This window comes from Filifactor sp. (assembly GCF_057248345.1).
In genome coordinates this window covers 897-14,859 of the sequence record NZ_DBHIIC010000004.1, presented here as the reverse complement: position 1 = coordinate 14,859, position 13,963 = coordinate 897, and the positions used below count along the sequence as shown (strand labels likewise).

The 13,963-nt window shown below is 33.7% G+C and carries 9 protein-coding genes; 3 read left to right on the top strand and 6 right to left on the bottom strand.

The features are described from left to right. Positions 1 to 15: 15 nt before the first annotated feature. Together ACO5GE_RS01465 and ACO5GE_RS01460 are read right to left on the bottom strand one after the other, a co-directional pair. Positions 16 to 723 carry an ABC transporter ATP-binding protein gene (locus ACO5GE_RS01465; protein ID WP_484829149.1) on the bottom strand — a complete coding sequence of 236 codons (708 nt, stop codon included), beginning with the start codon at positions 721 to 723 and terminating at the stop codon, positions 16 to 18. 357 nt (positions 724 to 1,080) lie between these two features. Continuing rightward, on the bottom strand, positions 1,081 to 2,046 hold the full coding sequence (locus ACO5GE_RS01460) for a copper amine oxidase N-terminal domain-containing protein (RefSeq protein WP_484829148.1): 966 nt from the start codon (positions 2,044 to 2,046) through the stop codon (positions 1,081 to 1,083). 536 nt (positions 2,047 to 2,582) lie between these two features. On the opposite strand from ACO5GE_RS01460, the gene ACO5GE_RS01455 reads away from it, so the two are divergent. Then, positions 2,583 to 2,771 carry a hypothetical protein gene (locus tag ACO5GE_RS01455; protein WP_484829147.1) on the top strand — a complete coding sequence of 63 codons (189 nt, stop codon included), beginning with the start codon at positions 2,583 to 2,585 and terminating at the stop codon, positions 2,769 to 2,771. Positions 2,772 to 3,112: 341 nt separating this feature from the next. Here the strand turns inward: ACO5GE_RS01455 and ACO5GE_RS01450 are convergent, their stop codons facing one another. The 4 genes from ACO5GE_RS01450 to dnaA form a co-directional block, all read right to left on the bottom strand. Further along, on the bottom strand, positions 3,113 to 7,321 hold the full coding sequence (locus ACO5GE_RS01450; RefSeq protein ID WP_484829146.1) for an acyl-CoA dehydratase activase-related protein: 4,209 nt from the start codon (positions 7,319 to 7,321) through the stop codon (positions 3,113 to 3,115). 387 nt (positions 7,322 to 7,708) lie between these two features. Further along, a complete protein-coding gene (locus tag ACO5GE_RS01445) occupies positions 7,709 to 8,620 on the bottom strand; it encodes a D-2-hydroxyacid dehydrogenase (protein WP_484829145.1) in 912 nt (303 codons plus the stop codon). Positions 8,621 to 8,776: 156 nt separating this feature from the next. Continuing rightward, the gene (dnaN, locus tag ACO5GE_RS01440) at positions 8,777 to 9,865 is read right to left on the bottom strand and encodes a DNA polymerase III subunit beta (RefSeq protein WP_484829144.1); all 1,089 of its coding nucleotides are present in this window, start codon (positions 9,863 to 9,865) and stop codon (positions 8,777 to 8,779) included. A gap of 411 nt (positions 9,866 to 10,276) precedes the next feature. Continuing rightward, positions 10,277 to 11,608, bottom strand: a complete 1,332-nt coding sequence (gene dnaA / locus ACO5GE_RS01435) for a chromosomal replication initiator protein DnaA (RefSeq protein WP_484829143.1) — start codon at positions 11,606 to 11,608, stop codon at positions 10,277 to 10,279. Between the two features lie 563 nt (positions 11,609 to 12,171). On the opposite strand from dnaA, the gene ACO5GE_RS01430 reads away from it, so the two are divergent. Both ACO5GE_RS01430 and ACO5GE_RS01425 read left to right on the top strand, forming a co-directional pair. Beyond that, a complete protein-coding gene (locus ACO5GE_RS01430; protein ID WP_484829142.1) occupies positions 12,172 to 12,696 on the top strand; it encodes an ECF transporter S component in 525 nt (174 codons plus the stop codon). Between the two features lie 681 nt (positions 12,697 to 13,377). Continuing rightward, positions 13,378 to 13,963, top strand: a 586-nt coding sequence (locus tag ACO5GE_RS01425) for a P1 family peptidase (RefSeq protein WP_484829141.1), incomplete at its 3' end; no start/stop codon positions are given.

Below are 13,963 nucleotides of genomic sequence, written 5' to 3'. Positions count from 1 at the left end.
AAAGATGACTGTTATTTAGAAAACCAACTGTTCCACAGGAACCGGAGAAGGGTTTTCTTGGATATGGGTGATAGTGCCGTCTTTAATAAAAAATACACGATCCGCCATATCCGCAATGGCGGCATTGTGCGTAATAATAATCACTGTTTTACCATAATCGGTGTGAAATGATTTCAAAACCTTCAGTATCTCAATACTGGTTTTGGAATCCAACGCTCCGGTCGGTTCATCGCACAGCAGAAGTTTCGGATTTTTGCATAGTGCACGTGCAAGTGCGACGCGTTGCTGTTCTCCACCGGACAACTGCATCGGAAAATGATACATTCTATCTTCCAAACCTACAGAACATAGCATTTCTTTTGCAGAGAACGGATTTTTTGCAATTTCTGCGCTCAACTCCACATTTTCCAGTGCGGTTAAATTGGACATCAAATTGTAGAATTGGAATACAAATCCGATATTTTCTCTCCGATAGACGGTCAAATATTTTTCATTAGCATTATGTATTGCAGTATCTTCAAAAAAAAGTGTTCCTTCTGTCAACGTATCCATTCCTCCGATGATGTTCAACATGGTACTTTTTCCGGAACCGGAAGGTCCCAAAATAACCAAAAATTCTCCGTCATATATTTCAAAACTGACATTTGACAGAGCATGAACCTCTACCGAGTCCAATGAATAGGTTTTATATATGTTATTTGCTCTAATCAATATATGTTTCATTTCATCCACCCGTCCAATATCATTCCAATAAAATGTTCTATCATTCTATTATATTCCTTCTGATTTATCATTTCAAGAAATAATATCAATTAAATTGTATTATCAAAATAAAAAATAGAATCCTCACAAAATTTTGCTAAGGATTCTATTATCATCAATTCTCTATTTTGGATAATTCAATACTATCTCTGTTTTTTCTTTTCATTCTTCATCTTATTTTGTTACAGCACTCAATTTCATTCACAGAATCAAGTATGTTATTCCAAACTTTGACAAAGAGAACTTCCGGATATTTTTAGATTCCGTTATAACGATTTCATAAAGTTCTCCCATTCGCAAATCTGACAGAAACCATACTTATTTTTTATTGTTTGCAGAAGATTTTTCCTGCCAGTATTCCTCATCCCATTTTTCATACTGTTCAGGAGTAATTTTATTTTTTTTCTTCGTAGCAACATCATAAAGATAAGGAGTTCCCAACTCTAATCTCATTCTTTCATTTTCTGTTTGATGGGTATAGATGATGTTGTGTTTCTTCATAGAATAACGGTATCTGCTTGCAGGAAACAGTTGTTGTATCTTATCTTTTTTTGGATCATACATCATCAATACTCTTGCATAATCTTCATTCTTATCATCCATTCCACCGAACAATACTGTATTGTCCTTCATCCACTGTGCATCTTCGGTCGCAAACACATTTGAGCTATATACCTGTTTTATCTCCTGTGTTTTCATATTTTTAATATAGAATGCGTATGCATTGTTATTTTTTATCTCTTCAATTTTATCGGTCAAAATTCCCCAATTTCCATCGGGAGATAATTTAATTTCTTTCTCAAGATTTTTTGCTGTCACAGGCACATCTTTCCCTGTTGATTGATGAAGCTCCAAATGATGAATGGTTTTGTTTTCATCTGTCGTACTGTATTTTACAGAACTGCTTACTTCACAATGAAGTAATTCTCCTACAATACGAAGAGGAACAAACACTCGATTTTGAAAAAGGTAAGGTTTCTCTTTTGTAGAAAATTTTTCGCCATTCCTTGTATAGACACTGCTACCTATCGAACAGGTAACCGTAGTATCACCTTTTTGAATGGTGATATTCGGTTTATGAAACTGAACACTTGCACCCACACCGTTTGCAAAAAAACGGACAGGAACATAGGTAGAATTTCGAATCAATTGAGGCTGTACATCCGTTTTAATCTGTTTTCCATCTATCGTAAGTCGGTATTCTACCGAGCTTGCATAACAAACACCTGAAAACAACAGTACCGTCATTCCAAACATCGCAAAAATCCTCTTGTAATTACTCATAATTATTCACTCTCCTTATCACTTTCCATTTTATTCATCACAACTGAAACGCATTGTTTACAGTAATTCTATCAATAAAAATAATGAATACCATACTTTACGTTGAAATGATACTATATCGTAATCACTATGTAATCTATGTAATACAAAAGAGAAAGAAAATCTGGTTTCCTCCATCTTGAAAAAATATCTTTAGCGATAGAATATATCGTGCAGTTTTGCAATCGAACTGTATTCGTAAATTACTGTTACCATAATAAAAAGTGTCATCCTATGAAAAATATTCCATTTCAACTATCCTTTTTCTCTATGCCAAAGTAACATATCTTATATTCATATACTCTCAGACAGTTTCCCTATCAGATTGTCGTTTATTATTGCAATCGGTGATATGTAAAAATATAAACGAAGTTAATTTCAATTTTTCAGATTTTAACTCATCAAATATCCCGATTCATACGAATCTGAGTGTTGGACTGATTATATTTGATTTATAGACAATTATGTGTTATATATTAAAAAAAGGAGGTAGTGTTATGGGACTTGCAATCATCTTATATGTTATGGGAATTATTATGTTTACCAGTTCAGGCACTCGGAGATATCTTTCTGATATGGAATATAACAGAACGGGTAGAAGAGACACAAATTATAACTCAGCAATCAGAGCCGTTATCTCTATTATCTGCTTTATCCTTGGAACTTATATTATGATGAATCTATAAATGATAATAAATTGTTCATGATGAATGTCATAAAAAACACCACTTCGTAATCCTTTCATGGAATATACGAAGTGGTGTTTTTATTTGTTTCGATACGAAAATATCAAACTTTCTCTATATAAGTGATTTGTTATTCTTTCTAAGCACAAAGATTTTTCAAAACTTATCCTATGACCTACCACTTATGAAGATGTTAATAGAAACCAATCTTTTTTCGATTTTGAGTCATACTTTGTTATCAGTTTTGGAAACTTCTTTTCATCATTGAGTGATTGTTCCAACATTTCACACTTAACAAAAAATCTTTTTCACTCTATTTCATCCTATGATATATTTCTTTCTCACTCATTCAACTGACATTCTTTAACGCTGGACAACATCAATTTAATTCTGTTGATTTGATTGACTTCAGAAGCTCCCGGATCATAGTCTATCGGGGTGATGGTAACATTCGGATAGTCTTTTCTGATTCTTTTGATAACTCCCTTGCCGGTAATATGATTTGGAAGACAACCGAACGGTTGGATACAAACAATGCTTCCAACTCCCTGTTGAATCAACTCTATCATTTCTGATGTCAAAAGCCAACCTTCTCCATATTGATTTCCGAGAGATACGATAGGTTCTGCCATCTTTTCCAAGTTTTCGATATACTCCGGTTCATGAAAACGTGATTTTTTCAATCTCTTTCTAATCGGTTTTCTAAGATATTCGATGAAATCTACTCCCATCTGACTATATATCGCAGATATTTTGGATTTTGATAAAATACCACTCTTATGAACGGAATTTCTCAAACAATACATCAGAAAATCGGTTAAATCAGGCATAACAACTTCACATCCTTCTTTTTCCAATATATCTTGCAAATTATTATTGGCTTCCGGTAAATATTTGACAAGTATTTCACCGACAATTCCAACTTTAATTAACTTCTTATCATAGACTTCAATCTTTTCAAACGCATCCACTATCTCGTTTACAAGTGCCTTATATCCTCTCATATTCGGTTTTACAACAAACTTCTTACATTTCTCAATATAGTAAGATTTTAATTGATCCGCTTCCCCTTCATTTTTTTCATAAGGTTTTACAGCATTTCTCAATCTCATTAACAGGTCTCCCAGAAGAATTCCTCCAAGTCCTTTTTTCAGCAAATCTAATGAAATTTGAAAACCCGGATTCTTTTCGATTCCTTGTGCTGAAATTGCTATGACAGGAATCTGCTCCATCCCTCTGTCTTTTAATGCCCTTCTGATAAAACCTGCATAATTGGAAGCTCTGCAGGCTCCTCCCGTTTGAGTCATAAGAAGTGCTAATTTGTTGACATCATATTTTCCGGAAGAGATTGCATCCATCATTTGACCAACTACAATAATAGAAGGGTAGCAAGCATCATTGTTGACATACTTCAATCCCTCTTCCACAACTTGTGAATTTACATTCGGCAAAAATTCAATTCGATACCCTTCACTTTTCAATGCTCCCTCTAATATCTCAAAATGGTCTTTTGCCATCTGTGGACAAAGTATGGTGTATTCACGTTTCATCTCTTTGGTAAACGGTATATTCAAATTATCCAAACGATATTCTTCTTTTGGAACAAACTTTCTATCTTCCAGTGCCTGCATCAGAGATCTCAAACGGATTTTAATAGCACCTAAATTTGAAACCTCATCGATTTTAATGACAGTGTATATTTTGCCGTTGGCATTTAGAATTTCATTAACTTGATCTGTCGTAACTGCATCCAGACCACATCCAAAGGAGTTTAACTGTACCATTTCAAGGTCTTTTCTCTTTCCGACAAATTCTGCTGCACGATAAAGTCTTGAATGATAAACCCATTGGTCCAAAACTCTCAGCTCTTGTGAAATCTCATAGTTTTTTACTAGAGAATCCTCTGAAATCACAGCATAGCCAAGTGAAGTAATCAACCCCGGTATTCCATGGTTCACTTCAGGATCGATATGATAAGGTCTTCCTGCCAATACAATTGCCTTTATCTGATTTTCTTCAATATACTCTAATGCTCTTTTTCCTTCTCTTGCTACATCTTCTCGGTATTTTTCCAGTTCTTGGTAAGCAGAAGAAACTGCTGATTTGATTCTCTCTTTGCTGATTCCTTTCTTTCCAAACACTTCAAACAGTCTTTTTGTCAATCCCTTCTGTGAGTCAAAAGAAAGAAACGGATTCAAATATTCTATTCCTTTTTCTTCTATGGAATCAACGTTATTCTTAATCACTTCAGGATAACCTGCCACAACAGGACAATTCAAGTGATTTTGACTTTTTTCATACTCCTTCTTTTCATAGAAAACGGAAGGATAGAAAATAAGATTCACTCCTCTTTCCACCAAGGATTCAATATGCCCATGCACCATTTTTGCCGGATAACAACAAGTTTCCGAAGTGATGGATGCAATTCCTTTTTCATAGGTATTTCTTGTCGTATCTTCAGAGAGGACAACAGAAAAACCCAGGTCTGTAAAGAATCGGAACCAAAAAGGATAGTTTTCATACATATTCAAAACTCTCGGTAATCCGACACTTCCCATCGGTGCAAGTTCCAATGGAAGAGGCTCATAATCGAATACCCTCTTATATTTGTAATCATAGAGGTTCGGTAGTGTTTTAATCTCCTTTTTCACTCCTAATCCTCTTTCACATCGATTACCTGTAATATATCTGGAACCGTCAGAAAAAATATTGACTGTCAAAGCACAGTTGTTAGAGCAAAGACCACATCTTGCATTTGTTTGTTTATAAGAAAAGTTTTCCAATTGTTCTAAAGTAAATAAGGTCGATTTTTCGTGTTGTCTTTTTTTGGCAATCAAAGCCATACCAAACGCACCCATTAGACCGGAAATAGATGGTCTTATCGCAGTTTTACCGGAAATTTTTTCAAATGCCCTCAAAATTCCGTCTCCGTAAAAAGTACCTCCCTGAACAACGACTTTGGTACCCAATTTACTTGGATCTCTTAATTTAATTACTTTTTGAAGTGCATTTTTGATGACGGAATAGCACAGTCCTGCCGCAATATCTTTCGAGCTTGCTCCCTCTTTCTGTGCCTGTTTTACTTTGGAATTCATAAAAACAGTACATCTTGAACCCAAATCAACCGGTCTTTCCGCTTGCAGTGCGGCATTTTGGAACTCTTCGACCGTCATACCCAGTGACTTGGCAAAGGTTTCAATAAAGGAACCGCAACCGGAAGAACAAGCTTCATTTAACTGAATAGAGTCGATAATTCCATCTGAAATATGCATCGCCTTCATATCTTGGCCACCTATATCCAAAATAAAATCAACATCCGGTTCAAAATATTTTGCTGCCGTATAGTGAGCAATCGTTTCAACTTCACCGACATCAATTCCAATCGCTGCTCTTAAAAAGTCTTCTCCATAACCTGTAATACCTGAAGATGCAATCCAAGCACCTTCCGGTAACTTATCATAAATATCTTTTAATACTTCAACTGCTATTTCAAGAGGATTTCCGTTATTGTTTGAGTAATGAGAATACAAAATATTGGAATTATCATCCAACAACACTAATTTTGAAGTGGTCGATCCCGCATCAAGTCCTAAATAACACGGACCACGATAGGACTCGATACTGTTGTTTTGTACTTTCACATCTCGATGACTCTCTCTAAAAGCATCTATCTCTTCTTGTGAATAAAAGAGAGGATCTAGTGTTTGACTTTCGTCTATCTCCAATAGAATTTCTCCGTTTATCTTTTTGATCAATTCAAAAAAAGTAGTCTTTTCACAGGATTTTGATGCTAAACAAGCACCTAAAGCAACATAGAGTTGAGAATTTTCAGGAACGATAAAGGTATTTTCATCTCTTCCTATCGTTTCTTCAAACCTCACTCTTAACTCACTTAAAAAATGAAGAGGACCTCCCAGCAACGCAATGTTTCCCTTGATTGGTCTCCCACATGCCAAGTTAGAAATTGTCTGATTCACGACTGATTGAAAAACAGAGGCTGAAATGTCCTCTTTCGATGCTCCTTGATTCATAAGTGCTTGAATATCCGTCTTTGCAAATACTCCACATCTTGAAGCAATCGGATAAATCTTAGTATACTGTTTTGCCCTTTCATTCAATGTTCCGGCATCCAGTTCCATCAAGGAAGCCATCTGATCGATAAATGCACCGGTTCCTCCTGCACAGATAGAATTCATTCTCTGTTCAATATTTCCGGATAAATAAGTGATTTTGGAATCCTCTCCTCCAAGTTCAATTGCAACATCCGTTTCGGGAATATACTCTCTAATAGCCTTTGTTCCTGCAACAACTTCCTGAACAAAGTGTATTCCGAAATATTTTTCAACAAACATACCGCCACTACCTGTAACGGCAATGGTAATATCTAAATTACCAAATTTATCATATACCTCTTTCAAGATATTTTTAACTGTTTCAACGACATCAGACTTGTGCCTTCGATATACTTCATACAGGACTTCACCCACATCATTCATTAAAATCAATTTTACTGTGGTTGATCCTACATCCAAACCCAAATGAAATAACATAAATCCCCTTCTTTCTTTAGAGAATATAAATAATTTAACAAGCCAATTATACCACAAAATTTTCAGAAAACTATGATAAAATATGCTTTTTTTTATGTAGAAAAATCTATACTCAAAACCAGTTATTTACACAAAAAATAGCATATATAAAAAGTATCTTTTTTCTATAACGTATCTCTATCTCTACTTTTTCAAATCCATCTCAAAAAAAGTTATCAAAAAATATATCTAGTATGATACTCCTATTTTAAAATCATTTCAAAAATATTTTAAATGTTTTATAAAATTTATTTTCAAATGAATTTCTATAAAAAAAACTGATGCGAAAAGTCACGTCGTAACTTTCACATCAGTTTTATATTCTTATTAAACCATCAAATTAAACATTTATTTTGACAAGTATTCGATAATTTGATTTGCTAAAGATTTTGCAATTTTTTCTTGAGCTTCATAAGAACCTGCTCCGATATGGCAAGTAATGATACAGTTATCTAATTCGAATAATTTATGGTCAGGAGAAGGTGGTTCTACTTCAACAACGTCAAGTCCTGCTCCTGCAATATGTCCTGATTTTAATGCATCATACAATGCATCTTCATCTACAAGTCCACCTCTTCCAAGGTTGAATAAGAAACTTCCTTCTTTCATCATATCTAATTGTTCTTTACCAATCATATGTCTTGTTTCAGGTGTCAAAGGCATATGAATAGATAAAATATCAGCTGTTTTCAATACTTCATCCAAGCTCATCAATTTTACTCCGATTTGATCAGCTACTTCTTGTGGAAGGTATGGATCGTATCCGATTACGTTACATCCAAATCCTTGACAAAGCTTTGCAACACGGCTTCCGATTCTTCCTACAGCTAAAATACCAACTGTTTTTTCTGTTAATAGGTTTCCTGTGAATCCCATTTTATCCCATTTACCTTGTTTTACCGCATTGTTTGCAGGGTTTACTTTTCTCATTACAGTAAGCATCAATGTTAATGCCAATTCTGCAACGGAATCGATACTTCCATCTTTTACGTTGAATACTTTGATACCTTTTTCTTCTGCATATTTTGTATCAATATGGTTAAGACCGATTCCTGCCATTCCGATTACTTTTAATTTTGCTCCGGCATCAATCATATCTTTTTGAACCGGTGTATCAGAACGAACGATTAGAATTTCATAATCCTTTACCATTTCTTTTACTTCATCTAAGCTCTTTCCGTAAGCCAAAGTTACATCATAATGTTGTTTTAGAATATCCACACCTGATGGATGTACTAATTCAGTAATTAAACATTTCATTTCAAATTTCCTCCTATATTTTATGTAATACAATAATTAACCTGTCCCTATCATTGTATCACATATTTATTTTCTGTCAATTATGATTCCCTCTGTTTTTATACCGGTACAGGATAAGAACAGATGTGTAAAAAAGTTTTTGAAGATAATCTGTTATTAAATACGAACCGGCAATACCAAATAAGTATAGTCTGTTTCGAATTCCGGTTTTATGATACAAGGACTCACATTCGTATTGAAGTTCATATAAATATACTCATCTTCCATCACTTTCAAGGAATCTAAGAAAAATCGAATGTTAAATGCAATTTCCAAATTTTTTCCTTCTAATTCAACATCCAAAATCTCTTCCAAGTTTCCAACTTCATTATCATGTGCAGTAATGATAAGCTCATCATTTTGAATCAGAAGTTTCACCAAATAGTTTTTAGAAACCAAAGTCGCACGATCTAAGGCATCAATAAATTTTTGACGATTCAATTTGATTTTAGTCGAAAATTCCTTTGGAATAATTTCTTCGTATTTTGAAAATTCCCCTTGAATCAACTGTGTGTTGACAAGAGTTCTTCCAAATAAGAAACTCGCATGTCTGTCTTCGATTCCGATTTTCACATCATCCTCTACGGTTTGACAAAGTCTCATAATTTCAACCATTGTCTTTCCCGGAATAATCATACTTCGTGAGCCGACAGACGACTTCAGTTCACATTTTTTATACGCCAAACGAAATCCGTCCAATGCAATCATATTTAATTGATTATCTTCTAATTCTACCAATTCTCCCATAAACACAGGTTTGGTTTCATCCATTGTAACGGCAAAATGCGTTTTCTTAATCATCTCTTCCAAAATTTCAGGACGAATATTTTGATAAACTGCTTCTTCCAATTCATCTACTGTCGGAAAACCGTTATCTAGCATCTCTTTAATGTTGAATTTCAATTTTTGACATTGTAACAAAACATTTCCGTCTTTGATAGAAACAGTCACTCTTTCATTCGGCAATTTTCGAATCATATCGGATAGAATTTTGGCATCGATAACTGATTTTCCTTCTACTTCAACGACAGCATCGATAGAAGTACGAATTCCAATTTCCAAATTATTACCGGTAATAGTCAATTCATTTTCGTACGCTTCTAAATAAAATCCTTTTAAAATATCAAGAGGAGTTTTACTAATAATGGCTTTTGATGCAATTGCCAACGCTTCAGAAAACTCTCTTTGGTTTACAGTAAATTTCATAATACAATCTCCTTTTATCGGTGAATTCTATATTTGTATTATACACAAAAAAAAAGAATTCTGTACTACCTAATTTTTTTGTTGAGAAATTATGGCTAGGTACTCTGTAAATATAAATAATAACAATTTTTAGTAGTAGTAGTAGGGGCTGTGGATTTGAGGATAACTCAAATAAAGGGTGATTTTATCGGAAAGAGAGTTTGGTAAAAGTATGTGGATAAAAAGTAGAACATAAGGAGGTCATTGTGGATAAATGGAGCAGATAAAAAAAATTCACCATAAAAAGAAACGTTGAAATTTCAAACAATAAAAAAATAACAAAGAAAGAAAAAAATTAAAAAATTTTTTAGGAGACTTTTTTCTTTTTCTCTTTCTTTGTTATTTAAATAACATAAAAAGTAATCAGATAAATTATGCGTTTTGAATGTCTTTTTTCAGATTTTCAATTTTTTCTTTTATTTTTTCATCTGTTCTGATATCTTTTTTGATTCTATCGCAAGCATGCATTACAGTAGAATGGTCTTTTTTTCCGAATTCCGTTGCGATTTTCGTCAGTGACAAATCAGTCAATTCACGACAGAGATACATTGCAATTTGTCTTGGATAAGCAATTTTTTGTTTTCGAGTGTCTAAATAAAAATCATCCATTTGAATGGAGAAGGATTCTGCAACTTTTTCTTTGATGAAGTTTGGAGTAATTTCCACACGTTGTTTGCTTTCAAAGATATCTTTTAATGCTTGTTCTGCAATTTCAGGTGTCGGTTCTTTTTTGGTAAGATTGGCATAAGCAAAAATTCTTGTCAAAGCACCTTCCAACTCACGAATGTTCGATTTAATATTTTTTGCAACATATTCAAATACACCATCGGGAACATTGCGTTTGTCTTCCTGTGCTTTTTTCCTCAAAATAGCAATTCTGGTTTCATAGTCCGGTGGTTGAATATCAACAATCAATCCCATTTCAAATCTTGATCTGAGACGATCTGCCAGCATTGGAATTTCTTTTGGCGGACGGTCACTTGAAATGATAATCTGTTTATTTGCGCCGTGTAGTGTATTAAAGGTATGGAAAAATTCTTCTTGTGTTCTTTCCTTTTCTGAAATAAATTGAATATCATCAATCAGAAGAATATCCACATCTTTTCGATATTTGTTACGGAATTCTTCATTGGTGTCATCTTTGATGGAGTTAATCAAGTCATTCGTGAAAGTTTCTGAAGAAAGATAAAGAATTTTTGCATCTTTATTTTGAGACAACACCTCGTTTCCAATTGCGTGCATCAAGTGAGTTTTTCCAAGTCCAACTCCTCCGTAGATAAACAGAGGATTGTAAGAATGTGCAGGATCGTTTGCTACAGCTACACCTGCAGAATACGCAAGGGAATTGTTGTTTCCTACGACAAAGTTGTCAAATGTATATTTTTGATTTAAGGTAATATTTTTTTGATAACTATCTTTCTTTTCCGTTTGTTCTTCCACTTCCAACTCATCAATTGACATAATCACTTGAATAGATAGAGAAGAATTTGCTTTTCTTACCAAAATATCGTTTAGAATATCCAAGTATTCTCTTTCCACCATCTCTAATATCAGTTGACTTGTAGAAATTAAAATCAATTTATGATTCCTAATCATACAAGGTTCCAGGTGATCAATGAAAGTTTTGTATATTACACTTGTTTCCGGATATACTTTCTCAGCAAATTCTTTTTTGACTGCTTTCCATAGTTCTTGTGCGTTCATAACTTACCCTCCCAAACTAATTTTTTTACTTTTTTGAGGGATTATCCACAAAAAAATCAAAATCTTTCAGAATAAAATAGGTCAAAAAAAGATGGTTATAATTTTGTGTATAAGTAATAAAAAAAAGTAAAATTCTGTAGATAACTTAAAAATATTTTAAAAATAAAAAAATATGAATATATTGTGGATAACTTATGAAAATGAGATAATTATTCATATTTGTGATAAAAAATGATAGTTTATCCACAAAGTTATACACAGGATGTGGATAAATGGATAACTTTTTGTAAAGTTATCAACAAGCAAAGATAATATACCAAAAGTTAACAAAAACTTCAACAAAATATGTGGATAAAAAATAAATAATATCCACAGAAAATATAAAAATTCGGATGACATTTTTTGTATGATAAAAAAATAACAAATAATAATTCTTGATTTCTAATTTGAAAACAGTTAATATTATCATTGGTTATATTGATTAGAACAGTAGAAAATTCATTTTATTTTTTATCATACATCATAATCAAAAACAGACAAAATTGAATAAAAGGAGGAAGAAGATGAATACAACAACATCTTTGAAAAAATTAGTATTAAGTGCTCTATTTATTGCGTTGGTTACCGTAAGTACGATGATTATTCAAATTCCGGTTCCAATGACGGAAGGATACATACATTTTGGGGACAGCATGATATTTTTGATTGCTGTGTTCTTCGGAAGAAGAAACGGTGCGCTTGCAGGTGGAATCGGCTCCATGTTTGCTGATGTTTTTTCAGGTTATGGACATTGGGCACCATTTACCTTTGTTATTAAAGCGTTGATGGGTTTTGTAGTAGGATACTTTTCCAAATATGAATCAAAAGAAGAAAAATTCTTTTCTGTCAGTACAGTTGTCGGCGTGTTGGCAGGATTTGTTGTGATGGTAGTAGGATATTTAATTGGAGGAACTATCCTAAAAGGAAGTTTTGCTGTCGCATTGTCATCCGTTCCGTCCAACTGCACACAAGGATTGATGGGAGCAGTATTGTTCTTTATTGTAGGAAAAGCATTGGATAAAATACAAATTACGAAATATACAGAGTAATTGTATTTTGTGGAGTGTGATTGTAATCAAAATAATGTGATAAAAAATATGATTGAATAAGAGTAATTGAATCGATGAAAGAAGGAAATTCCTTCTTCATCGATTTTTTATGTCTTGACGAAGGATAGATTGAAGATAAGATTGCAATGGTATCGATAAAATGGTAGATATTGACGTAGTTCATTTATTTGTTGAAAAACAAAGAGAATTTTTCTTTTGATTTTGGCAAAAATATAGTAAAGTGGTTTTGATACCGAAACCATATCGAAAACGAATACCGATAGGATAATGCGTTATCATAAACACATAAATTTTTGACATGGATTGGTTTATGGATTGAGTTTTGGAAGAGTATTACTTTTGAAGATGATTACAATGAGAGGAAGAAAATAACAAGTTGGTAAGGGTTCCTGCAAAAAAAGATACGAATGAAGAGGTGTAGATTGGTTGGTTGTTTCCTAAAACATTGTTTTTGACAAATTGTGGTTTTTATTTTTTTAGTTTCATCGATACCAAAATCAATAACAGAAACGAAGAAATCAATAACGAAACCGGAAAGATAAAGTAAGAAAAGATATGATTTTTGAAATAAATGAATATCATGCAGAGTCAGAAAAGTGGATGGAAATTAGTTTGATACAGTATGACGGAACATAAAGTAGAAGAAAAGGAGTAAGAACCATGAAAAAGACAATCACGATTGAGGGATTTGAGATAGGAACACAAGAGAATTCGGAAGCTTTGACGGGGGTATCAGTCATTATTGCAAAGGACGGAGCAACTGCAGGTTGTTGTGTAAGAGGATCTGCTCCGGGAACAAGAGAAACAGATTTGTTAAAATCGGAAAAAACAGTAGAGCAAGTACATAGTGTCGTGTTGTCGGGAGGTTCTGCATTCGGACTGGAAAGCACCTGTGGAGTCATGGATTATTTGGAAGAACAAGGAATCGGATTTGATGTCGGGGTTGCAAAAGTGCCGATTGTATGTGGTGCAGTACTTTTTGATTTAGCTGTAGGAAATCCTCATATACGTCCAAATAAACAAATGGGATATTTAGCAGCAAAAAAAGCATCCAATGAGGTTTTGACAGGAAATATCGGAGCAGGTTGCGGTGCGACTGTCGGGAAATTGCGTGGGTTTGATACCGTAATGAAAGGTGGAACGGGATATATCGAATTAGGTCTTGAAAATGGATTGAAAGTAGGTTCTTATGTATGTGTCAATGCTTGTGGTGAAGTTTATGAAGGAGAAATGATATTGGCAGGGG

Coding starts and splice junctions, on each gene's coding strand:
- ACO5GE_RS01430 (WP_484829142.1), top strand. CDS start 12,172: ATGAATACAACAACATCTTTGAAAAAATTAGTATTAAGTGCTCTATTT.
- ACO5GE_RS01450 (WP_484829146.1), bottom strand. CDS start 7,321: ATGTTATTTCATTTGGGTTTGGATGTAGGATCAACCACAGTAAAATTG.
- dnaA (WP_484829143.1), bottom strand. CDS start 11,608: ATGAACGCACAAGAACTATGGAAAGCAGTCAAAAAAGAATTTGCTGAG.
- ACO5GE_RS01455 (WP_484829147.1), top strand. CDS start 2,583: ATGGGACTTGCAATCATCTTATATGTTATGGGAATTATTATGTTTACC.
- ACO5GE_RS01460 (WP_484829148.1), bottom strand. CDS start 2,046: ATGAGTAATTACAAGAGGATTTTTGCGATGTTTGGAATGACGGTACTG.
- dnaN (WP_484829144.1), bottom strand. CDS start 9,865: ATGAAATTTACTGTAAACCAAAGAGAGTTTTCTGAAGCGTTGGCAATT.
- ACO5GE_RS01445 (WP_484829145.1), bottom strand. CDS start 8,620: ATGAAATGTTTAATTACTGAATTAGTACATCCATCAGGTGTGGATATT.
- ACO5GE_RS01465 (WP_484829149.1), bottom strand. CDS start 723: ATGAAACATATATTGATTAGAGCAAATAACATATATAAAACCTATTCA.